This window comes from Bacillus cereus, assembly GCF_002577405.1.
GTDB lineage: Bacteria > Bacillota > Bacilli > Bacillales > Bacillaceae_G > Bacillus_A > Bacillus_A cereus_AU.
This window is the reverse complement of the sequence record NZ_NULR01000005.1, coordinates 159028-183529: the sequence shown is the minus strand read 5'-3', so window position 1 is coordinate 183529 and position 24502 is coordinate 159028. Positions and strand designations below refer to the sequence as shown.

Below are 24502 nucleotides of genomic sequence, written 5' to 3'. Positions count from 1 at the left end.
GGATGATTGCAGTAGCACAGTTAAACGATAGAAAGGAGAAATACTAATGAGCGTTCATAACAAGCTATATCACTTAATACAAGTGAGAGAGTATCTAAACTCAACACAGTATAGAGAAGCAGCAGCATCAATCATTGCTAAAGACTTAGTTGAGAAGATACAAGAGAGAGAGATTGAAGTTAAAAGAACAGTGGTATTAGATCGTACTAATCTACAGTTACGCTCGATGAAGTTACCGGACGTATCATATGGATTCATTCGTAAGTTCCTTTGATGATGAAGATGTAGATGCAGTAGATGATGACGCAACAGTCGTAGCAACAGTGATGTTGTTGATGAAGTGATGTGATGTGATGTGGTAGTGTAAGTGTTTGTGAAATGATAAAGAGATTGTAATGCAAGTGTGATGAGAAAGTACAAACTAAAGTGAGCGAGTTAGTGAGATACCGCCTACCCTTTTTGAAAAAAAGCTAAAATATCATGTAATAACTGGGGAAGTGTCACTCACACCCAAGGTACCAATTGGCCCAAACTCCGTTGAAATAAAAAAAGATTATTCTGTACGAATAACCCTTCGAATTATTTTTTATTCTTTATCCTTCTTTTCGTCTTCTCCCGACGATTGAGTGCCACGCCATTCAAGTGTGACTTTATCTCCGGCTACCATGCCTGGATAAGGTCTTATGTGAACTGTAACACCTTCGCCAAATTCCTCTCGATTGCTCGGCTCATCTAGACTTGGGATTTCTGGAAGGGCTAATTCTTCTTTTGAATCATTTTGCTTCTTATCAGACATATTCATTTTCTCCCTCTTAGTTCAATTTTAATAGCCTCACCGATATTATTTCTTTTTTATGAAAGCTTATACCTTCTTTATTATCTAGTAGACGTTAGGTCTCTGACATTAAAGAAGACTCCCAAACTTAAAATAAAGCTTATGCAGTTAGTGCACAAGCTCAAAAATATCTACTCTAGTTTATACATGATACAAAGCTTAAGAGTTAACCACCAAAGATAAATTGTTGAAACAGAGTAAAATTCATGATTGCCAATTAATCCATGGGAAGCATTATTTCTTAAGTTATCTCCGTGTTTTTCTACCAATAAGCTTTGAAGATCGAATACTAAATCCTCTCCCCATAGCTCTTTTAATTTTGGTAAATAAAGTAGGGTATTTAAATTTTTTTCTTCTTGGACTCCATCATTGCCTAGATTTGAAACTATTTCCCCTTCTTTGCTAAGTATATAACGAATAGAGTTTTCAATTTGAGGTATTAATAAATTAGTGCTGATTAAAAAATCTCCATGTAATCCATAATATAAGCCCTTTGCAAAAATTTCTTCTCGTCCTTCTGGAATAAAAGGATTATTAATTACTAATGGCGCAAGATGTCTTAACATTATAAAGTGTTCTAACAAGATTTGTTTACGTACTGGTTCTATAATAGCTTCTACTATAGCTTGGCGACGGTACCCCGCATTATTATACATTTCAATTTTTATTTCTTCTTCATAATCTTCGGTGCTGTCTGATAAAACAGAAGGAGATTTGCCAATTATCTTACCCTCTGAGTTAACTTTGACTGAGGTCATAATATCTCTTAAAGGAGACTTTCTTATTACAGCTTCAGCTGTTTCTCTTAGCTCGTTAGTCCTAAGACTTTTATACATTAAGGCTAAAGTAACAAGCTTATCATTAAAAGATTTCCCTTTAACCTCATTGATTGAATTTTCTATCAAATCACTAATATCAATCCCTTCGGTTTCAAATTCTTGCATTTGCGAAACTGATTTTTTCTGATATTCTAACATTCTTCTGTGAAGGTTATTTACTGTCTCGGTTGTGCCCTCAATTCTTCTGTATGCTTCAATAGCGCTTTGTAAGTGAGAAACGGCTATGAAGTAAGTAGGATTATCCCTTAAAGCCATTTCAGCTTCCATTACGTATGTATTGGCACTTGATAACTTTGCTTCTTCACGTTCATTAAACCTTTTTTCATATGTTAAGCATTCAATACAAAGATTCCAATATTCTCTTGCTCTACTCCAATCTTCTCTTTCTTCTTCAAATACTGCTCGTTCCTTCAAAATTTCAATGTGTTTTTCTAAATCGAACCTTTTTAATTTTAAAAGTAACTCAATAAGGGACTTAACAATAAATGATTCTTTATCTGTTTTATGTTTCTCAATTTCTTCTTCTAGTTTCTCAATTAATGATTCCCTAACCTGGCTTTTTCTGAATAAACCTGCTAATTGAACAGCTCTTTCTAGTTTGGCTCCTCCAATATACCAAGAATTCACAGAATCTGTTTTATCATATACTTCAATATAACTTTCTATTGCAAGAATGGCTCTTTTAAAATTTCTTTGTCTTATCCATAAAACATCAGCTATTCTTGACTTAATTTCTGGATTGTTAATTTCCTCAATAATTTCTTCTAAAAAGGAAAGTTCCGATTTCTTCAGGTCTTCTATACTTGCTGATCTTTTTCCATCCATTATCCAAAAGGGCGTAAAATGATTATCCTTTGAGTCTAAATCTAAATAATAAGATGTAACATCCCCTAATAATTTAAAAATATATTCTTTTTTTTCGTCACCACTATCTTTGGCTTCCTGCATTGCTTTATAAAAACTTTGACTATAGTCATGGTTTTCTTTTATTTCTTCCGAGCTTATGATGTTTTGCCAATTAGTCTCTAAAAAATCTTCCTTTGTTAACAATATATTAATCATATTTTTTCTCCTCATTTAATTTTGTAATAAATTAGATAAAAGGTGAAGTAACATATAAATGTTTTTCTAGTACAATTTACTATATAATCCAATTATACAATAGTTTCCATAAATAAAAGTGAAAATATATATTGAACAAGTAGTTAGGAGAGATGTAAATGGCAATGTTAAGTTGGAATGAACTAAGGGATTGAGCCGTTTGTTTCTCAAAAGAATGAAAATAAGAAGGTGGAATTAGAGTACATAAAATATTTAAGGCATTAGATAGGTTATGAGATAGTTATTATGGTAGCTGAATAAAGAAAAACGTGTACTATTCTAGCAATTCACTGACAATGAATGGGAGAAGACAGATGGATAATAATATGAAAAAAATCGATAATATAAAATTCCAAGTAAAACAATTGATACAAGATAATTTATATAGAGAAGTTACACCAGAAACAAAACATAATATTTCAGGTATATATATGATTTATATAGACAATTTCATTTCTGAAAAGAGTGTTCCAATTTATATAGGACAAGCAAAGGATATACAAAGAAGATATAAACAACATTTCGAAGAAATTATTGCTTTAAACAGGCTTTCTTATGATGAGTATCATAAATACTTCTTTTTTGAATCTGGTTCGTTCTATGAAGGGTCTTTTAAATCATGTAAAATTTTTAAATACATGATTGAAAATAAATGTACTCTACAAGACTTCCATATGACTATCCTAGAAGAAGTAGATGAAGAATATTTAGATGAAAAAGAACAAGAATACTTTCACAAATTATTACCCTCATTTTTCGGCTTTAACCAGTTAAATTCTTTACTTAAACAGCTTAGTTTTCGATTTTCAAAGTCACAAATGATTGACTCGGAAATAAAGGATTATTTAAGTATATTGCAGGAAGATATTAAAGGTATTTACTCTTATTATGAATATGGGTTTACAAGATTTAATTTTGAACATTCGTTACCTAAAGATATTACTTATTTATTGAAAGAAAAAGAACGGCTAGATAGTGACCTATTATTAAAATTTGATGAAGTAAAATTAAGTCTTTATGAATTGTGCAGACGGTACATACCTGATTTTGAAGAAATTCAAAGAATGGTTGAAAAGAAACGAAGACTATATGAAGTTTATAAAATCTCCAGAGATGAATGTTATGAATCATTAGAATTGCTGAAAAGAGATATTAGTGAGAAATTTGAAGAACTGAAAATCTACAGTGAGGAAGCAATTAAATGTTTTATCTATAGTTTAGAGTACAAAAGTAATCCTACGTATAAAGAACTCTTTCTTAAATATCTAAAATCCAAAAAGTGCAAATTGGATTTTTATAAAATTTTTGATGAACGGATTATAGATGTGAACAAAAAATTAGAAGAAAGAGATAATAAAAACGTTCCTTATCAAGAAGTTCGTGATTTATACCTTAAAAGAGAGGATCAAATGAGACCTGAAAGATATAAATTAATATTTCCTTCTTTTCAATTTGATTCTTTTTCTTTAAAAGATAGAAATAACAACTTTTCCATAAAAATAAATGAAAATAATGATTTATTAAACACGTGCCATATCCAAATATATATTTCGAACAATGCAAGGACTAGAAATTTTGAAATCAGAAAAGACCCAGATATTATTAGGGTTGATTATTGTTTTATTGATAACGAAGGAAATAAAATAGAAAATAAGTACTATATTGATAATGAAACAACAAGAAATTGTCAGGTTGGAATAGAGTATTTTGAAAAAGATTTTGATGACCCATGGGCTATAAAGAAAGAGAAGTTTAAAATTACTAGCATAATAAATAATGAAGTAGATAACTCTTTTATATCGGTTTTAGCTGAATGTAATCATGGAATTAATGATTATACAATAAAAGATAAAAAATTGATTAAATTATCGGCTGTATTGGATGAAATTCAGCAATTAACCGATGAAGAAACTCAATTTAATATCAATCTTTCCGAATCATATAACTGTTTAAGATTATGTATGATAAATGAGGGACTTCAAAATAATGAATTTGTAGAAAAAATGATTGCGAAAAAATTACCTAAAATTAAGAAACGTAAAAAGTCTTCAATAACGAAAGCTAAGAAAGTAGTAGATAAATCGAGCGAACCTAAAGTTGAAAGCAAGGTTAAAAGGGCAGAAAACTATAAACAAAAGGTCATAATTAAGTCTAATAATACCATTGAAGTATTAAAGTATGTTTCAAGTAAAGAAAAAGTAACAGCGCAATGTAAGAGCTGTGGATATGAGTGGGAAATACGTAGTGACCATTTATTAGCAAGACCATATTGCCCTTTATGTAGAAAAATGACTAATAAATAAATACTAGTACAAATACAATCCAAAATTATAAAATATCAATTTTATTACTAACATCTTTACAAGTAAAAATGGGGCGGTCATATCTTCACAATAGATATGGCCGCCTTATTTTTGTCTGTCTATTGATGATTGAAGAGTTATGGGTTAATTTTATGGTACCTATCAAAAAAAAGGATCCTCAGATTACCTTGTATTACTTTTCAAGAGGGTTTTTAATATATTTATATTTAAAGTTGATAAAATACAACAGATGGCATTCTGGGTCTCGTGGTGGATTTTTGATTTTACCACACCTTTTTACAAATGAATTTGATCAGATATAAAGGTAAAGAGGTGAACGGAATGGAAAAACTACCAAATAAAAATCAACTTATTGAGTATTTATCGGAAAAAATGACTAATCAGGATATTGCAAGTGTTTACGGAACTACTTTTCAAAAAATTATTCAATTAATAAAGAAGCATAATCTTAATCCAAATGAACTACGAAAAGTGAACAAATTTATTGTTTATGAACATTGGCTCAATAATGAAGCTGTTTATGTTGGAAGTGGAGTTTGGTATAGATGCAGAAGATATACTAATAGAAGAAACTTGGTTCATAGGAAGTTTATGCAGGATGGCAATATCGAGTATAAAATTATCGGTGAGTTCGATAGATTAGAGGAAGCGAAAGAATTTGAAGTTCGACTAATAAGGAAATATAAGCAATTAGGACAAGCAAAATTTAATAAACAAGTTAATTAAGAGCTTGACGATTTTGAGGAACAAAGGCATAATAGTCAGTAATCGTGTCGATTGAAAAAAAGAATAGTTCAACAACTGTTGTGGTTGTTGATTTCATTATACATATGGTGCTTTTTGGGACTCAAAATCGTGTTCCTTCGGGAGTGTCGGTTCGACCCCGACCATCGGTATCGGCGATGTAAAAAAACTCTAACAGAAATGTTAGAGTTTTTTTTGTTAAATTATATTATGTGATTTTAAAATTCGTAATAAACTTAGGGATTCATGTATAATATAACTTGTCGAAAGAACAAAATGACATTGATTTATATTATGTCTGTAATATGAATCAAACATGAACTTTTTATATTTCTTTTAAAAATGTGTTGAACACACATTATATTTTATATTAATATTTTTATGTAGATTTAAAACGGGAAAGAGAGTGGAAAGTATGGGCCGTAAATGGAACAACATTAAAGACAAAAAAGCATCAAAAGATGCAAATACAAGCCGTATATACGCGAAATTTGGACGTGAAATTTATGTGGCGGCAAAACAAGGCGAGCCAGATCCTGAATCAAACCAAGCGTTAAGAGTAGTATTAGAGCGTGCGAAAACATACAATGTTCCAAGAACAATTATTGATCGTGCGGTTGAGAAAGCAAAAGGCGGTTCAGAAGAGAATTATGATGAGCTTCGTTACGAAGGATTTGGACCAAATGGAGCTATGGTAATTGTAGATACACTTACAAACAACGTAAACCGTACTGCTGCAGATGTACGAGCTGCATTTAGCAAAAACAGTGGTAACATGGGAGTAAACGGTTCTGTAGCTTACATGTTTGATGCGACAGCTGTTATCGGGCTTGAAGGTAAAACATCAGATGAAGTTCTTGAAATTTTAATGGAGGCAGATGTAGATGCACGTGACATTTTAGAAGAAGAAGATGCTGTTATCGTGTATGCTGAACCTGATCAATTCCATTCAGTACAATCTGCACTTAAAGATGCTGGTGTCGAAGAATTTACAGTTGCAGAATTAACAATGCTTGCACAAAATGATGTAACACTTCCTGAAGATGCTCAAACACAATTTGAAAAAATGGTTGATGCATTAGAAGATTTAGAGGATGTACAGCAAGTTTACCATAACGTAGACTTAGGAGAATAAATAAAAAGACCATTTCATATTACGAAATGGTCTTTTTTATATGGGAATTATAGTTAATACAATGAGCTTGTAAAGGTATTTTATTGATGTTAGCGAATATTGTTATAGATTATATAAGCAATAAATATATTTCCAGGAGGCATTGATATGGAACATAAAACACCAAAGCATATAGTTGCGGTAGCAGGCTATTTAACAAATGAAAAGAATGAGGTACTTTTAACGAAAGTACACTGGCGAGCTGATACGTGGGAAATGCCAGGAGGGCAAGTAGAAGAGGGAGAGGCACTTGATCAAGCCGTTTGTAGGGAGATAATGGAGGAAACGGGCTTAACGGTGAAGCCTATTGGGATTACAGGCGTGTATTATAACGCTTCTATGCATATTTTAGCTGTTGTGTTTAAAGTGGCATATGTTAGTGGTGAAATAAAAATTCAGCCTGAAGAAATTAAAGATGCCAAATTTGTTGCATTAAACGAAGAGAACATCGATGAGTATATAACGCGTCCTCATATGAAATCAAGGACAGTTGATGCGATGAAAGCAACGCATTTTATTCCATATGAAACGTGGGAAGTTCAGCCGTATAATCTTATAGGTAGATTATAAAGAAAGGGTAGCTATTGGTATCTCAAATAGCTACCTTTTCTTTATGTATATCACTTCAAAAAAAGGTAAAAATGATAATAAAGCTAGTATTGATTTTTGGAACACTTGTTCTATATAATGGTGATATATCATATATAATTAGATTACTAGATGTTTAAAAGTAGAAATCTGTAGATGATATAATAAAAGAATAAAGTGAAATGAAAGGAAGTATAATCTTCTTAATTTCTACACTGTTATTGGTTCTTAATGTTTTAACACAATTTATATTCAATATTTCAGATGAATAGTAGATAAAAAAGGACTGTGATACAATACATTTTTACACCTTACAATGTTGTAAGGTAGCTGTAAGAGAAATCGATGGGATATTTTTTTACAACAAGGTATTCTTAAATTAAGAGTTATATGTTGTGTGGAAAAGAGGTGTTCAAGATGAAAGAACGAGTATTATCTAGGGTGAACTATCATCAAAAAGTTGCATTAAATCCAATGACTAAATTTTTTTATAAAGCCATTATTTTATTATTATTGTTAAGTTGTACGTTATTATTCGTTGGAAATGTAATGATTGAGAAAAGTGATATTAGTAAATTACATGTACCGGCTAAGTTAGAGGTACCAGAATCATTAACACATGCCTTTATTGCGACAGAAGATAAAAGGTTTTATCATCATAACGGTTTAGATTATATAGCAATTATCAGGGCGTCTATTGAGAATATAAAAGCTGGCGGTGTTGTGCAAGGGGGAAGCACGATTACACAGCAGTTATCTAAAAATGCTTTTTTAACGAATGAACGTACATTTTCTCGTAAGTGGAAAGAGATTTTCTATACGAAAAAAATTGAACGTACATTTACGAAGGATGAGATTTTAAAATTGTATGTAAGTAATATTTATTACGGAGAAGGAGCATGGGGAATTGAAAAAGCAGCAAACCTTTATTTCGGTAAAAAGGTGGACCAATTAACTTTGTCTGAAAGTGCAATGATGGCTGCTGTAGTAAAAGCACCTGCTTATTACTCACCCGCTCAAAATTATGATAAAGCAGTTGAAAGAAGAAATGTGGTTTTAAGACTGATGGAGAAAGAAGGCTATATAAATCATGATGAATATGTGCAAGCAGTTAGTGAGAAATTAGTGATTCGTCATGATATAAAAACAGAGCAGTCGATGTTAAATAATGCGCGTGAAAAAGCAGTAAGTTAAGAGAAGTTCCTACATAGGAGCTTCTCTTTTTGAATAAAATGTGACAAATGGTGACACAATATCGTCACAATTATTGTATTTTTGTAATTTATGTGAGCGTGTTCATTGCGTGACATATGTAAGTATTGATATTATGTGTATTGTGTACAAAGATGTATACAGAATATGAATTTAAAGAGGAATGTATATGAAATCATCCAACAAACTCATGGCTCTTGGTATAGTTTTTTCTATCGCAGTATTGATTGTAATCGGAGCAATTGCGTATAGCATCATAAATGACAAAAGAGATAAGGGGAATGAGATGTTTGCTTATTCCACACAACAATCTTTAGGGAAAGATGATGCTCCGGTGAAAGTAGTTGAATTTGGAGACTTCAAATGCCCAGCTTGTCGTACTTGGGATGTAACGGTATTGCCGCGATTAAAAGAAGAGTATATTGATAAAGGTAAAGTGCAGTTATATTTTATTAACTTCCCGTTTATCGGAAAAGACTCTGATTTAGGTGCAGCAGCTGGTGAAGCAATTTATAAACAAGACAAGGATTCATTCTGGATTTTCTATGATGAGATTTATCAAAATCAAAAGAAAGATACGGAAGAATGGATTACAGAAGAATTACTTCTAAACATTGTGAAAGAGAAGCTTCCAAAAGTCGATGTAGAACAATTTAAAAAAGATTTGCATAGTAAAGAAATGAAAGAAAATGTACGTAAAGATTCAGATCGTGCTCAAAAATTGAAAGTTCAAGGTGCTCCTTCAGTATATGTAAATGGAAATCTTGCAAACCCTGATTTCGATAGTATGAAGAAGGCGATTGATAAAGAATTGAAAAAGTGATGAGTTATCTCATCACTTTTTCGACTTTTTTCGATAAAATTCTTGCTTCGTATTTTTTTACATGCTATACTTCTTTACATAAGTTATTTCAATATCTTATATTTATTTCATATTTGCGGGTGTAGTTTAGTGGTAAAACAAGAGCCTTCCAAGCTCTGGTCGAGAGTTCGATTCTCTTCACCCGCTCCAAATTTTATTTAATGTTTTTCTAATAAATTGTGATCAACGCAGTGTTTCGTTTCTAAGATAAACGAGGCATTGCGTTTTTTAATGTTTGAAAAACATCATTGTATGCGAAAATAGAAGTAAAGAATAGTATTCCAAAAGTGAATTGCTAACCAATAGATCGTTACATAATGGATAGATTCATCTGAGGAGGCGATTAGGAATGGATTTTGAACAATTAAAGCAAGATGTCATTGCTTATAGTAAAACGATTGGTATAGATAAAATAGGCTTTGCTAGTGCGTCACCATTTGAGGAATTAAAGCAGCGTCTAATCCAGCAGCAACAATTGAACTATCAGTCTGGATTTGAAGAGCCTGATATAGAGAAGAGAACGAATCCGCAGCTTTTATTACCGGGGGCAAAATCAATTATTGCGATTGCTTTAGCATACCCTTCAAAATTAAAAAATGCACCGTTAAGTAAACGAGGAGAGCGCCGTGGGATTTTTTGCCGTGCTTCTTGGGGGCAAGATTATCACCTTGTTTTACGAGATCGGTTGCAAAAGTTAGAGGCATATTTAATTGAAAAGCTTCCAGAGATAGAAGTAAAGTCAATGGTTGATACAGGTGAGTTAAGCGATCGTGCTGTATCAGAGCGTGCAGGTATAGGATGGAGTGGTAAGAACTGCTCTATTATTACACCTGAATTTGGTTCGTACGTATACTTAGGAGAAATGATTACGAATGTTCCATTCCCTCCTGATCGGCCAATAGAAGATCAATGTGGAAGTTGTACGAAATGTATTGATATTTGTCCTACAGGTGCTTTAATACAAGGTGGACAGTTAGACTCGAAGAAATGTATTGCATTTTTAACACAGACGAAAGGATTCCTACCTGAAGAATACCGCGATAAAATAGGGAATCGTATATATGGATGTGATACATGTCAGACTGTTTGTCCGAAAAATAAAGGAATGGATTTTCATAATCACCCTGAAATGGAGCCAGACCCTGAGTTAGTTAAGCCGTTATTAACACCACTTTTAACAATTAGTAATCGTGATTTTAAAGAGAAATATGGGATTATGTCAGGTTCGTGGCGAGGTAAAAAGCCATTGCAAAGAAATGCGATTTTAGCACTTGCACATTTTAAAGAAGCATCAGCAATTCCTGATTTGATTGGTGTTATGAAAGATGACCCAAGACCCGTACTTCGCGGAACAGCAGCATGGGCACTTGGGAAAATTGGCGGAGATGGAGTAGGCGAAGCCATTGAAAAAGCGCTGGAACGTGAAAAGGATGAAGAAGTTCTTCATGAAATGAATCGCGGACTTGAATTGTTAGCACAGAAAAAAGAGTAGATAATATTTCCCTTTTTCATATTGTAATATGGGAGGGAGACGAAATGGTTGTAAAAGCGAATATTGAAAAGCAAGTACAACAGTTTTTAGCATATATCACAGAGAAACGAACAGACGTGGATCGTATGGCTGAAGATTTACTACAAATGGTGCAGAGAAAGAAACAATTGTTTCAAAGGCGTAATGCCGATATAGTGAAAGCAACTGCGGATGTTTCTTTCATTAGACAATTAAATAGTAGTGACCATCAAGAAATTGATTATCAAATACATTTTAAATATTTAATTAGGCATAAAGAATTATTTTATATTGAAGAGGAACAATTAAAACGAAGAGTTTGTTTAAATAATAGCCGGATAATAGGTGATTATGCTATTGAAGTGTCAGAAGAAATTGGAATGGGTGAGACATTAGAGCGGGAAGTTACGAAAGAGAAGTACGGTTCTTATCAGTATAATCGTTTAGAGGCAGTAAAGTATGCAGAGCGTTGGTGGGATGACCGAAACCCAGTGTATCGTAATTTCCCTGATAATTGTACGAATTATATTTCGCAATGTCTTCATACTGGAGAAGTACCTATGAATGGATATCCTAATATTCGTAAAGGATGGTGGCAAAGGGAAAACCAGTGGAGTTGGAGCTGGGCTGTCGCACACTCATTTTATTGGTATTTGTCAGGTGCTACAACTGGTCTTCGAGCAGAGGCAGTAGAGAGGCCAGAAGACCTTATTCTTGGTGATGTCATTGTTTATGATTTCGAGGATGACGGTAGGTGGAATCATACGACGATTGTAGTAGCAAAAGACGCAGATGGTATGCCACTTGTAAATGCACATTCAGCGAATAGCCGTCGGCGTTATTGGAACTATGAAGACTCTAGTAAATACACACCACAAATGAAATATAAATTCTTTCATATTATTAATGGGTAGAGATTTTTCGCTCAAGTGGTATAATACGTAGTAGACAAAAAACAGAGGTGAATATCGCGTGGGAGTACATGTTGTTTTATATCAACCAGAAATTCCAGCAAATACAGGGAATATTGCTCGTACTTGTGCAGCAACTGGAACAGAATTACATTTGATTAGACCGCTTGGATTTTCAACGGATGATAAAATGTTAAAGCGTGCAGGATTAGATTATTGGCAGCACGTAAAAGTTACGTATTATGATTCAATTGAAGAATTTTATGAGAAAAATAAAGATGGTGAATTCTTCTATTTAACAAAGTATGGTGAGAAAGCTCATACAGCGTTTGACTATAGCAAGCGTGAGAAGGATTATTATTTTGTATTTGGAAGAGAAACAAACGGCCTACCAGCTAATGTAATCGAAGAAAACTTCGATCATTGTTTACGTATTCCAATGACTGATAAAGTGCGTTCATTAAATTTATCTAATACAGCAGCAATTTTAATTTATGAAGCGTTCCGTCAACAAAATTATCCAGGATTAGATTTAGAAATCGTATATTAAAAGTCGCCATTGGGCGACTTTTTTTTATAAATCAAAATAATATGTAATCATACATTTTAAAAAAGGTACATATTCATATAGAATGGGGTATATGAATAAAAATAGATTAGACGGGTTGAGATAAATATGAAGGAACAATATAGTAATCAAAATACCTTTTTAAGTATGATAGATATGGATTTAATAAGAAAAGGATTATTACACGCTACTCAAGATTTAGTATTTATTGTGAAAGTTACTGATGATGAGCTCTTTAAATATATTTATGTAAATAAAATAGGAATGAATTACGCGAAGCTAAGCGAAGAATGTTACGGAAAAACGTTTACTGAAGTATTACCAGTAGACAAAGCAAATATTTTACATCAGCAATATACAAAAGTAATAAAAGAAGCGAGATCACATACTTTTTGTGATGTAATCAGCTTACCAACGGGGAAGCTACATTATGAATCTTCACTTAACCCTGTATACGACGAAGAAGGAGTATGCCAGTTTATTATTTGTATTACAAGGGATATTACAGCTCAGATTGAGGAAAAGGCAGAAATAGAAGAAAAACAAATGTTATTTAAGTCATTACTTGAATATAATAATGACTCCATTATATCTATAGATTCTATAGGTAGAATTACATATGCAAATCCGGCAACGTATGAAATATTTGGATACCGGCATGAAGAATTAAATAATAGGTTTATTTTTAAATTTATTAATAAAGAATATGAAAAAGACTTTCAAATGATATTTAAGGAAGCTTTACAAGGAAGGGCAAAACAAATTGTTTCAAAGAAGTATGTTCATAAAGAAGGGTACGAGCTATATATTTCTTTGAGAACTATCCCGATTATTGTGAACAGTGAAATTGTTGGGGTATATATTGTTACAAGGGATGTTACAAGGCAAGTATTAAATGAAATGCGAACAGAATATTTAGCTTACTATGACCAGTTAACAGGGTTAATGAATAGAATTTCGTGTACAAATAAGTTAAATGTTTTTTTAAATGAAAATATAAATTTTGCGCTTGTTTTTATAGATTTAGATGAGTTTCATCGTATTAATGATACATTTGGTTATAAAGAAGGAGATAAAGTATTACAAAAAGTTACAGAATGTTTGAGCAATCTACCAATAGAAGATATGCACTTATTTAGAGAGCACGATGATCAATTTGTTATGTTAATAGAAAATATAACGAAAAAATGTGTAGAGAAAGTTGCAAAAAACATATTAGAAAGGATTAGTGAACATTTTGTAATAGAAGAAGAGGACGTGTATTTAAGTGCGTCGATTGGAATTGTAATGGCTCCAACAGATGGAGCAGATGAAAAAATACTTTTTCAAAGAGTTGATGCTGCTTTAGAAAAGGCAAAGGAAAAAGGAAAAGGTCATTATTATTTTTATTGTAGTGGATTAGATTGCGAACGTGAACAAAGGTTTATAATAGAAAACCAGTTACATCGTGCTATAGAGAAAAATGAATTTTTCTTATATTACCAGCCGCAATTTAATATTGATACGAAAAAAATAGCCAGTATGGAATCTTTAATAAGATGGGAAAATAAGGAACTTGGATTTGTCTCACCTAATCAATTTATTCCACTGGCAGAAAGAACTGGATTTATTATTAAGCTTGATGAATGGGTAGTAAATCAAGTGTGTCAGCAAATACGCGAATGGTTGAATAAAGGATATGAAGTTGTCCCGATTGCAGTTAATATTTCTGCTAGACATTTTCGTTCTATTACATTAATAGAGATGATTACACGGGCTTTAAATAAGTACAATGTACCAGCTCATTTATTAGCGATAGAGGTTACAGAAGGGGCCCTTATACATAAAGACATATCGAAGAGAGTGTTGCTCCAATTAAAAGAACAAAATTTAAAGATCCATTTAGACGATTTTGGAACGGGATATTCATCTTTAAGTTATTTAAAAACATATCCAATTGATACTTTAAAAATTGATCGTTCCTTTATGGAAGGTATAAATAAAGATGAACGCGATACAAATATTACGGCTGTGATTATTCTTTTAGCTCGTACTTTAGGGTTAAATATAATTGCAGAAGGGGTAGAAAAAGCGGAACAAATTCAATTTTTGAAGGAAAAGAATGTGAAACTTGCACAAGGCTATTATTATAGCCGACCTTTATCAAAATATGATGTAGAAAATATGTATTATAAATGATTGATACATAAAAAAGTGATGTGCTAAAAGCACATCACTTTTTATGTGTACCTGGTTTATCGTTGTAACCAGATGTGAAAATAGCTGTAAGAAATGTTAGTGATACACCTAAAATTAATAATAATTTCATACTAATATCCTCCTTACCTTTTTCGGTGTATGATTCCTACTTATTACTCGAAATGTATGTAAGGTTCTTAGAAGAAAAGAATTAATTTAAAATGAATAGCAGTGTGAAAACTTTAATACCTTTATTATACAGAATTTTCTTTGAATTTTGGAGAGAATTTTATGATGCTATTATATATTTCATTTTGATTTCAAGAATGTTTAAGGACATCCTAGCATACCTTTTATAATAATCCGATTGAACAAGGAGATGGGGGAGGAGCTATAATGGATATTCTAAAGAAAATTGAACAGTATCGAGAAGCAGAAGAACGTTTACAATGGGAAGGTACGTTTGCGGAGTATTTGGAGCTTGTGAAAGAAAGACCATGGGTGGCTCAAACAGCACACTCTCGCATTTACAATATGATAAAAGATGCTGGAATTGAAGAAGTTGATGGTAGAAGAAAGTATAACTTCTTTAGTAATCAGCTATTTGGATTAGAGGATGCTTTAGAACGCCTTGTAGAAGAATATTTTCATCCATCTGCAAAACGATTAGATGTTAGAAAACGTATTTTGTTGTTAATGGGGCCTGTTAGTGGAGGGAAATCAACATTAGTTACGATGTTGAAACGAGGTTTAGAAACATATTCACGAACAGATCGAGGAGCTATTTTTGCAATAAAAGGCTGCCCGATGCATGAAGATCCACTGCATTTAATTCCACATCATTTACGGGATGAGTTCTTTGATGAATATGGAGTAAGAATTGAAGGGAATTTATCACCATTAAATGTTATGCGCTTAGAGCAAGAATATGGGGCAAGAATTGAGGATGTAGTTGTAGAGCGTATCTTCTTCTCAGAAGATCGCCGTACAGGGATTGGTACATTTAGTCCTTCTGATCCTAAATCACAAGATATTGCCGATTTAACAGGTAGTCTAGACTTTTCAACAATTGCAGAATATGGTTCAGAATCAGATCCACGTGCGTATCGATTTGATGGAGAATTGAATAAGGCGAATCGCGGCATGATGGAATTCCAAGAGATGTTAAAATGTGATGAGAAATTTTTATGGCATTTACTATCGCTTACGCAAGAAGGGAATTTCAAGGCGGGCAGATTTGCGCTTATTTCAGCAGATGAATTAATTGTAGCGCATACGAATGAAACAGAGTATCGTTCTTTTATAGCAAATAAGAAGAATGAAGCATTGCACTCAAGAATTATTGTAATGCCAGTTCCTTATAATTTACGAGTGAGTGAAGAAGAACATATCTATGAAAAAATGATTCGTGAAAGTGATGTGTCAAATGTTCATATTGCACCGCACACACTTCGAGTTGCAGCAATGTTTACTATTTTAACTCGTTTAAAAGATCCGAAGCGTCCGGATATTGATTTAATTAAAAAGATGCGTTTATATGATGGAGAAACGGTAGAAGGTTATAATGCGATTGATGTAGAGGAGCTGCAACGCGAATATCAAGATGAAGGTATGAAAGGCATTGATCCTCGTTATGTCATTAACCGAATTTCTTCTACAATTATTCGAAAAGAGGTACCATCTATTAACGCACTAGATGTACTGAGATCTTTAAAAGATGGATTAGATCAACATCCATCAATTAGTAATGAAGATCGGGAGCGTTATATGAATTTCATCTCATTAGCGAGAAAAGAATACGATGAAATTGCTAAGAAAGAAGTACAGAAAGCATTTGTTTATTCGTACGAAGAATCAGCTAAGACACTTATGGATAATTATTTAGATAACGTTGAGGCGTACTGCAATAAGTCGAAATTACGTGACCCATTAACAGGTGAAGAAATGAGCCCAGATGAAAAATTAATGCGCTCAATTGAAGAGCAAATTGGAATTTCAGAAAATGCTAAAAAAGCATTCCGTGAAGAAATTTTAATTCGCATTTCTGCTTATGCACGTAAAGGGAAACGCTTTGATTATAATTCACATGAACGTCTTCGTGAAGCGATTCAGAAAAAACTATTTGCTGATTTAAAAGATATAGTGAAAATTACAACATCAACGAAAACACCGGACGAAAATCAGCTTAAGAAAATCAATGATGTCGTTGCACGTTTAATTGATGAGCACGGCTATAATTCTTCTTCAGCAAATGAATTATTACGCTATGTAGGTAGTCTGCTAAATCGATAGTTTGATAACAAAACGCTGTCTCTTGTATTTTGCGGGACAGCGTTTTATTATCCGTTCATATGTGTATAAAGTGTCATACCTTGTCCAAATGTAATAAATTAAGATGCAATTTCATGAATTTATTGTCAATTATTTTTACAATATGCATATGATAGAGTAACCAACCATTCATACGAAAAAAGCCAACACAATACAATATGTTGCAAAGTGAAAATGTGTGCAACAATGCATTGTGTTTCTTTCTTATCGACGGTTAAATGTCATTTCTATTATGTGAGTGGCAAAATTTTGTTTAGGATGCTCGGAGTATTGTATGAAAAACGTTATATATGTTTATGGGATGATTTTCGATGGACAGTTACTTTTCAAATATTCTAGCTTGCACATTACAGAACAAAATTTATAGATTGCTGTTCATAGAGAAAGACAATTACAGTAAGGAGGGAAAGGAATGGGCGAAGAAAATCAACCAAATTATACGATTTCACAGGAAAACTGGTCCCTCCATCGCAAAGGATATGACGACCAACAACGCCATCAAGAAAAAGTGCAAGAGGCAATTAAAAATAATTTACCAGACCTTGTAACAGAAGAAAGTATAGTGATGTCTAATGGCAAGGATGTTGTAAAAATACCAATTCGTTCTCTAGATGAATATAAGATTAGATACAATTATGATAAAAATAAACATGTTGGGCAAGGAAACGGTGATAGTAAAGTTGGTGATGTCGTTGCGAGAGATGGATCAGGTGGTCAAAAACAAAAGGGCCCAGGAAAAGGTCAAGGTGCAGGAGATACGGCTGGAGAAGATTACTATGAGGCTGAAGTCTCTATTTTAGAGTTAGAGCAAGCATTTTTCAAAGAGTTAGAGCTGCCTAATTTAAAGAGAAAAGAAATGGATGAAAACCGGATTGAGCACATTGAATTTAATGATATTAGAAAAACAGGACTATGGGGAAATATTGATAAGAAGCGAACGATGATATCTGCATATAAACGAAATGCAATGCGTGGTAAAGCATCTTTCCATCCAATTCATCAAGAAGATTTAAAGTTCCGCACTTGGAATGAAGTATTGAAGCCAGATTCGAAAGCAGTTGTATTAGCGATGATGGATACGAGTGGATCGATGGGAATATGGGAGAAGTATATGGCACGTAGTTTCTTCTTCTGGATGACTAGATTTTTACGCACGAAGTATGAAACTGTAGATATTGAGTTTATTGCCCACCATACGGAGGCAAAAGTAGTTACAGAAGAAGAGTTTTTCTCAAAAGGAGAAAGTGGAGGAACAATATGTTCTTCTGTATACAAAAAAGCACTCGAGTTAATCGATAATAAATATTCACCAGATCGCTATAATATTTATCCATTTCATTTTTCAGATGGTGATAATTTAACTTCGGATAATGCTAGATGTGTAAAGCTTGTGGAAGAGTTAATGAAGAAGTGTAATATGTTTGGGTATGGAGAAGTGAACCAGTATAATCGTCACAGCACACTCATGTCAGCCTATAAAAATATTAAAGATGAAAACTTTAGGTATTATATTTTAAAGCAAAAAGCAGACGTATTCCATGCGATGAAAAGCTTTTTTAGAGAAGAATCAGGAGAGAGAATGGCATAATCCCTTTTAAAGGGATTATTTTTTTGTGAAATTTTCAAGAAATTTTTGCGAAATATGTATGTTGTCAGTTGATAACGCGAATGAAAATCATTATCATTTACCCGAGAAATGATTACATTTTGAATTATATATTTCGAGGGAGATGTAAGGTTGAAGAATAATAAAAGAAAACATATAAATGCAATGTTAATAGCGGCGACATTGTCGTTGCCGTTTGCGGCATATTCAACACCGGCGTTAGCGGCAGTAACAATTGAGGTGAATAAAACTGGACATGCTTTAGAGAATGGTACATATGATGCTGTTATTAAAGCGTATAAAGATAAAACAAATGAAGAATCCATGGCAGCTGTTTATATAAAGGATCCGAAATTAACAATTGAGAATGGAAAGAAAATTGTAACGGCAACGTTAAGTGATAGTGATTTCTTTCAATACTTGAAAACAGAGGATATCCATGCTCCTGGTGTGTTTCATGATGTGAAAGTAATATCTGAGGATAAAAAGAAAAATGGAACGAAGGTTATTCAATTTGAAGTCGGAGAATTAGGAAAAAGATATAATATGCAAATGCATATTTATATTCCGACAATGGGATATAACAATAAATATCAAGTACAGTTTGAAGTAAATACTTTAAATTTAGAAAATAATGTACCAGAAAAGCAAAAGGAAAATAAAGAGGATAGAGTGGAGCAACAAGATGAAAGCGGAAATGTAATTGTAGATAAGCAGTTACAAAGGCATATTAATAAATATAATTTGCATAGAGAGAATCTAAATACGCCAATAACTAAGGAGGATTTATTAAAAGTTAAATCTTTAATAGTTGTTGAGGCAAAAAGTAAAGGAATACAAGACGTAAGTGGTCTAGAGTATATGACGAATTTAGAAAACTTAACGTTGGAAGAAGTTAAGTTAGAAAATATACAATTTATCTCGAAGTTGAGGCAACTGAAATCGTTAAGTATAACTTATGGTGAACTTGAAGATATTGGATCTTTGGCTGAGTTAGAGCATATTGAGTTTTTAACTTTGAGAAACAATAAAATTTCAGATTTAAGCCCATTAAGTCAAATGAAGAAGATTAAAATGCTAGATGTAAATAGTAATTATATTAAAGATATTAAACCATTATTTACAGTGACATCTTTAAGGGATTTGACTATAGCAAATAATCAAATTAACAATGCAGGTCTTGAAGGAATTCACCAATTAAAGAATTTGAAGACACTTGAAATAAGCAATAATGGATTGAGCAATGTTGAACATATTAATGGAATGAATAAATTAATTGAGCTAGGGCTTTCAAAAAATGAATTAGTAGATCTTAATCCATTATCACAATTATCAGGATTACAGAAACTAGATTTAGAGGAAAACTATATTTCAGATATAACGCCACTTAGTCAATTAACAGGTTTATATGATTTAAAGCTAGGCTCAAATGAAATTCGTGATGTTAGACCGGTTCAAGAGTTAGGAGAAAGAATATACATCGATATTCAAAGACAAAAAATCTTTTTAGATGAAGCAAGTATAGATGAGGAAGTAAAAATTCCAATATACAATCTTACAGGAGCACCACTTCAAAATATTAATGTGAAAAATGAAGAGGCCACTCTGGATAACGGGTTTATAAAGTGGAATAGTCCTGGAGAAAAAATATATGAATTTAAACTAGATACGAATTCTGCTGAAAGTAAAATAAGCTTTAGTGGGAAGGTTATACAAAATATAGTTGAAAAACAAAAAGAAAGTAAAAATGAAATCCTTGATAAAAATTTACAACAACATATTAACAAAGAGAATTTTAGTAGAGAGAATCTAAACGCCCCTATAACAAAAGAGGATTTATTACAGATTAAAAGATTAGAGATACTTAAAGAAAAAGGAAAAGAAATAAAAGATGTAGCAGGTTTAGAGTACATGACGAACTTAGAAAACCTCACTTTAGAAGGAGTGAGCTTGAAAAATATAGAATTTATTTCGAACTTGAAACAATTGAATGCTGTGAATGTATCGCATAATCAAATTGAAGAGATAACACCGTTATCTTCATTGGAAAATTTACAGTGGTTAAATCTGGCGGACAATCGTATTAAAGATGTAACAGTTCTTGGATCAATGTTAGACTTACTTAGCTTAAATTTAGCTGGAAATGAGATTCGTGATGTAAGGCCGTTAATACAACTAGGTCAGTGGTTTACAATTGATGTTGGAAGACAAAATATCGTTTTAAATGATGCAAAAATAAACGAAGAAATTCAGGTTCCTGTATATGATTTAGAAGGAGAAAGTATTGATAATATTAAATTGATAAGTGAGGATGGAACGCTTAATAACGGAGTAATAAAATGGGGTACCCCAGGTGAAAAAGCGTATAAATTTGATTTAGATTCTGATGAAATTAGTATAAGATTTAACGGAACAGTTATACAGAATATAGTGGGAAAAGAAAATGAGAAAGAACCAACAAAAGAAGTTGAAGGGCCAAAAGAAGACGAAAAAGAACCAATAAAAGAAGTTGAAGGACCGAAAGAAGAAGTAAAAGAATCAACAAAAGAAGTTGAGGGACCGAAAGAAGAAGTAAAAGAATCAACGAAAGAAGTTGAGGGACCGAAAGAAGAAGTAAAAGAGTCAGCAAAAGAAGTGGAAGGAATAAAAGAATCAGTAACTGGATTGAATCAAGAGCCAAAAGAGGATAATCAAGTTGTGCTAGTGAAAATCGTAGGGCAAGAGAGTGCGAAAGAAAAAGATTCAAATAAACAACATGCTAATAAGCAAGAGGAAAATAAGAAGTCTTTAGCAGCAACTGGTGGTCAAGTTAACACATCGACTTTACTTTCTGGATTAGCACTTGTTCTTTCAGCATTAAGTATGTTTGTATTTAGAAAGAGATTATTTAAGAAATAAAAAACGTTTTATCTTATTATTATATAAAATAATTATATAAGTTTTTGAGAAGACCTGATCATAGCAATTTCATGTTGAAATATGCTTATGATTAAGTCTTTTTTGAATAGGGGAAGGATATTAATACGAGGATGTTTTGATCGCTTAAATAATGGAGCCACTGTAGTAAAAATTGTAAGTCCTTTTCGCTCACTATATGTTCAAAATGTATGAAGAAATAATATGAAATATTGCATTTTATATCATTTAATCCAGATAATATGTTAATTTTAAAATGGAATATAATAATGGTGATGAGACATACTCATTATCAGTAAAATAAGTGCTTTTCCAATGTATGTTTAACTTTACTTTTTGTGGAAAAAGATATATTATATAGATATATAATATATCGGTTATTTTCTAGGAGGAGCCTGTCACAATAGGTTCCTCCTGTTCTTTTTTAGAGGCCTGTTTTACAGGTTTTTCTTTAAAGGGTAAATAACTGAAAATTAAGAATGATAATCTTTGAAAGAGGTGGGGCATAAACATAACAAAAGAGGATTGTTTAAGAAAGGGGGATAAGAAATGGTTTTGTTTGGTTATCCACTTGAAACAATTTATTTATACGGATTTATTATTGCTACTATACTTACTGTTATTTATATCTTCTTTGGAGATATATTTGAATCAATATTTAGTTTTGGAGGCGGATCAGTATCCGTCGTAACTTTATTACTTAGTTTCTTCGCCATGTTATGTGGACTTAGTTATATAGGAGAATATTTATTTTCCTTTAATAGTATTGTTATTTTCGCTGGTGCATTTGCTATATCTTTTATCGGGGTTTTCATCATGAAAATATTAATTTTAAAACCGATTGCAGAAGCAGAGCAAAATACAGCACAACGTATGGATGAATTCATTGGTTGCAAGGGAGAGGTCATTACGACAATTCCTACAGAAGGATTTGGTGAAGTATTAATTTCTTCCCAATTTGGAAGTAATGCAATCCCAGCTAAAACAATTGGAAAAAAAGATATTTCACAAGGAACCGAGGTTATTATCGAGGGAGTCCAAGATGGTGTTTTACTTGTACAAAACATCGCTTATTCTTTAAAAAAACCAAAATTATAAGGGGGAATTTACATGACGATTCCATTAATTATTGGTGGAGTGTTACTCGCAATTTTAATTCTACTTATTTTAGTATTCATTACGAAGTATCGAACAGTTGGACCAGATGAAGCGTTAATTGTTACAGGAAACTGGCTTGGTGGTGGAAAGAACGTTGTTACCACGGATGATGGAAAGAAGATTAAAATTATTCGAGGTGGCGGTACTTTCGTAGTTCCAATTATGCAAAGAGCAGAGCTTTTAAGCTTATTAAACTATAAATTAGAAGTTGGTACACGTGATACGTATACGAAGCAAGGTGTACCGATTACAGTAAATGGTGTTTCTATTATTAAAGTAGGATCGACAATTGAAGAAGTATCTACAGCAGCTGAACAATATCTAGGAAAAGAAACAGAAGAGTTGAAAATAGAAGCGAAAGAAGTTTTAGAAGGACATCTCCGTGCTATCTTATCTTCTATGACAGTAGAAGATGCTTATAGTAATAGAGAGCAATTTGCTCAAAAGGTGCACGAAGTAGCTTCTACAGATTTAAAGAAGATGGGGCTTCGCATCGTTTCCTTTACAATTAAAGAAATCATGGATAAGAACGGCTATTTAGATGCACTTGGTCAGCCGCAAATTGCGACAGTTAAGCGTGATGCAACAATTGCGAACGCAGAGCGTGAAAAAGAAGCACGTATTGAAAAAGCACGTGCTGAGAAAGAAGCAAAAGAAGCTGAATATCAACGTGATGCACAAATTGCTGAAGCTGAAAAGCATAAAGAATTAAAAGTACAGTCTTATAAGAGAGAGCAAGAACAAGCTCGTGCAGATGCGGATCTTTCTTATGAATTACAACAAGCGAAGGCGCAACAAGGTGTTACAGAGGAGCAAATGCGCGTTAAAATCATTGAGCGTGAAAAGCAAATTGAATTAGAAGAGAAAGAAATTGCACGTCGTGAAAAGCAATATGATGCAGAAGTTAAGAAAAAAGCAGATGCAGATCGCTATGCTGTGGAGCAGTCAGCAGAAGCTGAAAAAGTAAAACAAATTAAAAAGGCAGATGCGGATCAATATAAGATCGAAGCTGAAGCAAGAGCGCGTGCAGAAGAAGTACGTGTGGAAGGTTTAGCGAAAGCGGAAATTGAAAAAGCACAAGGTCAAGCGAAAGCAGAAGTACAAAAAGCACAAGGTACAGCGGAAGCAGACGTTATTAGGTTAAAAGGTTTAGCAGAAGCAGAAGCGAAGCAAAAAATTGCAGAGGCGTTTGAATTATACGGTCAAGCCGCGATTATGGATATGGTTCTTAAAATGCTTCCAAGTTATGCGAAAGAAATTGCAAGCCCACTTAGCAATATTGATAAAATTACAGTTGTCGATACAGGCGGCGGTGGTAAGAATAGCGGCGCTGGGAAAGTGGCAGGTTATGCGACTGATTTAATGGCAACGATGCAAGAAACGTTAAAAGCTTCTTCTGGCATTGATTTAAAAGAGTTATTAGAAGGATTTGCGGGCAAAGGTGCAGTACAGCAATTATCGAATGATAAACCTGTCGTATCTGTGGTAGAAGAGAAGGAAAAAGAAGTTGAGAAAGAATAAAATAGTAAAATGGAAAGAACCTCTAGTAAATAGTTACTAGAGGTTCTTTCATGAGGGGAATATTTCGAATAATATACATTTTTATATATTGTTTTAATTATTTAATTTATATAGAATGAAATAG

The 24502-nt window shown here is 32.8% G+C and carries 18 protein-coding genes and 1 tRNA gene; 17 read left to right on the top strand and 2 right to left on the bottom strand.

Features of this window, described 5'->3' with window-relative positions:
* The first annotated feature begins 46 nt into the window (after positions 1–46).
* A complete protein-coding gene (locus tag COC96_RS08170; RefSeq protein WP_098768642.1) occupies positions 47–274 on the top strand; it encodes a hypothetical protein in 228 nt (75 codons plus the stop codon).
* Positions 275–586: 312 nt separating this feature from the next.
* On the opposite strand, the gene COC96_RS08165 is transcribed toward COC96_RS08170, so the two are convergent.
* Entirely contained in the window at positions 587–796 is a 210-nt protein-coding gene (locus COC96_RS08165; protein ID WP_257201687.1) for a hypothetical protein, read from the bottom strand.
* Between the two features lie 170 nt (positions 797–966).
* Positions 967–2736 (bottom strand): DUF4209 domain-containing protein, encoded by a 1770-nt coding sequence (locus COC96_RS08160; protein ID WP_180234953.1) that lies wholly within the window; start codon positions 2734–2736, stop codon positions 967–969.
* A 353-nt stretch (positions 2737–3089) separates the two neighbouring features.
* On the opposite strand from COC96_RS08160, the gene COC96_RS08155 reads away from it, so the two are divergent.
* The 16 genes from COC96_RS08155 to COC96_RS08070 all read left to right on the top strand — a co-directional run bounded on the left by COC96_RS08155 (position 3090) and on the right by COC96_RS08070 (position 24378).
* Entirely contained in the window at positions 3090–5078 is a 1989-nt protein-coding gene (locus COC96_RS08155) for an excinuclease ABC subunit C (protein ID WP_098768640.1), read from the top strand.
* A 342-nt stretch (positions 5079–5420) separates the two neighbouring features.
* Positions 5421–5825, top strand: coding sequence for a hypothetical protein (locus COC96_RS08150; protein WP_098768639.1), 405 nt, complete (start codon positions 5421–5423; stop codon positions 5823–5825).
* A gap of 433 nt (positions 5826–6258) precedes the next feature.
* Positions 6259–6978 carry a YebC/PmpR family DNA-binding transcriptional regulator gene (locus COC96_RS08145; RefSeq protein WP_098269292.1) on the top strand — a complete coding sequence of 240 codons (720 nt, stop codon included), beginning with the start codon at positions 6259–6261 and terminating at the stop codon, positions 6976–6978.
* A gap of 147 nt (positions 6979–7125) precedes the next feature.
* Positions 7126–7587, top strand: coding sequence for an NUDIX hydrolase (locus COC96_RS08140; protein WP_098269291.1), 462 nt, complete (start codon positions 7126–7128; stop codon positions 7585–7587).
* A gap of 435 nt (positions 7588–8022) precedes the next feature.
* Positions 8023–8799, top strand: coding sequence for a transglycosylase domain-containing protein (locus tag COC96_RS08135; RefSeq protein ID WP_097905915.1), 777 nt, complete (start codon positions 8023–8025; stop codon positions 8797–8799).
* 187 nt (positions 8800–8986) lie between these two features.
* The gene (locus COC96_RS08130) at positions 8987–9640 is read left to right on the top strand and encodes a DsbA family protein (RefSeq protein WP_141436538.1); all 654 of its coding nucleotides are present in this window, start codon (positions 8987–8989) and stop codon (positions 9638–9640) included.
* A 115-nt stretch (positions 9641–9755) separates the two neighbouring features.
* Positions 9756–9829, top strand: a tRNA-Gly gene (locus COC96_RS08125).
* 199 nt (positions 9830–10028) lie between these two features.
* Positions 10029–11171, top strand: coding sequence for a tRNA epoxyqueuosine(34) reductase QueG (queG, locus tag COC96_RS08120; RefSeq protein WP_098269290.1), 1143 nt, complete (start codon positions 10029–10031; stop codon positions 11169–11171).
* A gap of 44 nt (positions 11172–11215) precedes the next feature.
* Entirely contained in the window at positions 11216–12103 is an 888-nt protein-coding gene (locus tag COC96_RS08115) for an amidase domain-containing protein (RefSeq protein WP_098269289.1), read from the top strand.
* A 58-nt stretch (positions 12104–12161) separates the two neighbouring features.
* Positions 12162–12650, top strand: a complete 489-nt coding sequence (gene trmL / locus COC96_RS08110) for a tRNA (uridine(34)/cytosine(34)/5-carboxymethylaminomethyluridine(34)-2'-O)-methyltransferase TrmL (RefSeq protein ID WP_000538149.1) — start codon at positions 12162–12164, stop codon at positions 12648–12650.
* 126 nt (positions 12651–12776) lie between these two features.
* Positions 12777–14846, top strand: a complete 2070-nt coding sequence (locus COC96_RS08105; RefSeq protein WP_098269288.1) for a sensor domain-containing protein — start codon at positions 12777–12779, stop codon at positions 14844–14846.
* 396 nt (positions 14847–15242) lie between these two features.
* Entirely contained in the window at positions 15243–17138 is a 1896-nt protein-coding gene (locus COC96_RS08095) for a PrkA family serine protein kinase (protein WP_098269287.1), read from the top strand.
* A 451-nt stretch (positions 17139–17589) separates the two neighbouring features.
* Entirely contained in the window at positions 17590–18765 is a 1176-nt protein-coding gene (gene yhbH, locus COC96_RS08085) for a sporulation protein YhbH (protein WP_088233178.1), read from the top strand.
* Positions 18766–18915: 150 nt separating this feature from the next.
* A complete protein-coding gene (locus tag COC96_RS08080) occupies positions 18916–21681 on the top strand; it encodes an NEAT domain-containing protein (RefSeq protein WP_098768638.1) in 2766 nt (921 codons plus the stop codon).
* 567 nt (positions 21682–22248) lie between these two features.
* A complete protein-coding gene (locus COC96_RS08075; RefSeq protein WP_098269285.1) occupies positions 22249–22797 on the top strand; it encodes an NfeD family protein in 549 nt (182 codons plus the stop codon).
* 12 nt (positions 22798–22809) lie between these two features.
* The gene (locus tag COC96_RS08070; RefSeq protein WP_098768637.1) at positions 22810–24378 is read left to right on the top strand and encodes a flotillin family protein; all 1569 of its coding nucleotides are present in this window, start codon (positions 22810–22812) and stop codon (positions 24376–24378) included.
* The last annotated feature ends 124 nt before the right edge of the window (positions 24379–24502 follow it).

What these genes read in the sequence shown, in the direction of transcription:
- COC96_RS08170 (WP_098768642.1), top strand. Translation starts at nt 47, where the DNA reads ATGAGCGTTCATAACAAGCTATATCACTTAATACAAGTGAGAGAGTAT.
- COC96_RS08165 (WP_257201687.1), bottom strand. Translation starts at nt 796, where the DNA reads ATGTCTGATAAGAAGCAAAATGATTCAAAAGAAGAATTAGCCCTTCCA.
- COC96_RS08160 (WP_180234953.1), bottom strand. Translation starts at nt 2,736, where the DNA reads ATGATTAATATATTGTTAACAAAGGAAGATTTTTTAGAGACTAATTGG.
- COC96_RS08155 (WP_098768640.1), top strand. Translation starts at nt 3,090, where the DNA reads ATGGATAATAATATGAAAAAAATCGATAATATAAAATTCCAAGTAAAA.
- COC96_RS08150 (WP_098768639.1), top strand. Translation starts at nt 5,421, where the DNA reads ATGGAAAAACTACCAAATAAAAATCAACTTATTGAGTATTTATCGGAA.
- COC96_RS08145 (WP_098269292.1), top strand. Translation starts at nt 6,259, where the DNA reads ATGGGCCGTAAATGGAACAACATTAAAGACAAAAAAGCATCAAAAGAT.
- COC96_RS08140 (WP_098269291.1), top strand. Translation starts at nt 7,126, where the DNA reads ATGGAACATAAAACACCAAAGCATATAGTTGCGGTAGCAGGCTATTTA.
- COC96_RS08135 (WP_097905915.1), top strand. Translation starts at nt 8,023, where the DNA reads ATGAAAGAACGAGTATTATCTAGGGTGAACTATCATCAAAAAGTTGCA.
- COC96_RS08130 (WP_141436538.1), top strand. Translation starts at nt 8,987, where the DNA reads ATGAAATCATCCAACAAACTCATGGCTCTTGGTATAGTTTTTTCTATC.
- queG (WP_098269290.1), top strand. Translation starts at nt 10,029, where the DNA reads ATGGATTTTGAACAATTAAAGCAAGATGTCATTGCTTATAGTAAAACG.
- COC96_RS08115 (WP_098269289.1), top strand. Translation starts at nt 11,216, where the DNA reads ATGGTTGTAAAAGCGAATATTGAAAAGCAAGTACAACAGTTTTTAGCA.
- COC96_RS08105 (WP_098269288.1), top strand. Translation starts at nt 12,777, where the DNA reads ATGAAGGAACAATATAGTAATCAAAATACCTTTTTAAGTATGATAGAT.
- COC96_RS08095 (WP_098269287.1), top strand. Translation starts at nt 15,243, where the DNA reads ATGGATATTCTAAAGAAAATTGAACAGTATCGAGAAGCAGAAGAACGT.
- yhbH (WP_088233178.1), top strand. Translation starts at nt 17,590, where the DNA reads ATGGGCGAAGAAAATCAACCAAATTATACGATTTCACAGGAAAACTGG.
- COC96_RS08075 (WP_098269285.1), top strand. Translation starts at nt 22,249, where the DNA reads ATGGTTTTGTTTGGTTATCCACTTGAAACAATTTATTTATACGGATTT.
- COC96_RS08070 (WP_098768637.1), top strand. Translation starts at nt 22,810, where the DNA reads ATGACGATTCCATTAATTATTGGTGGAGTGTTACTCGCAATTTTAATT.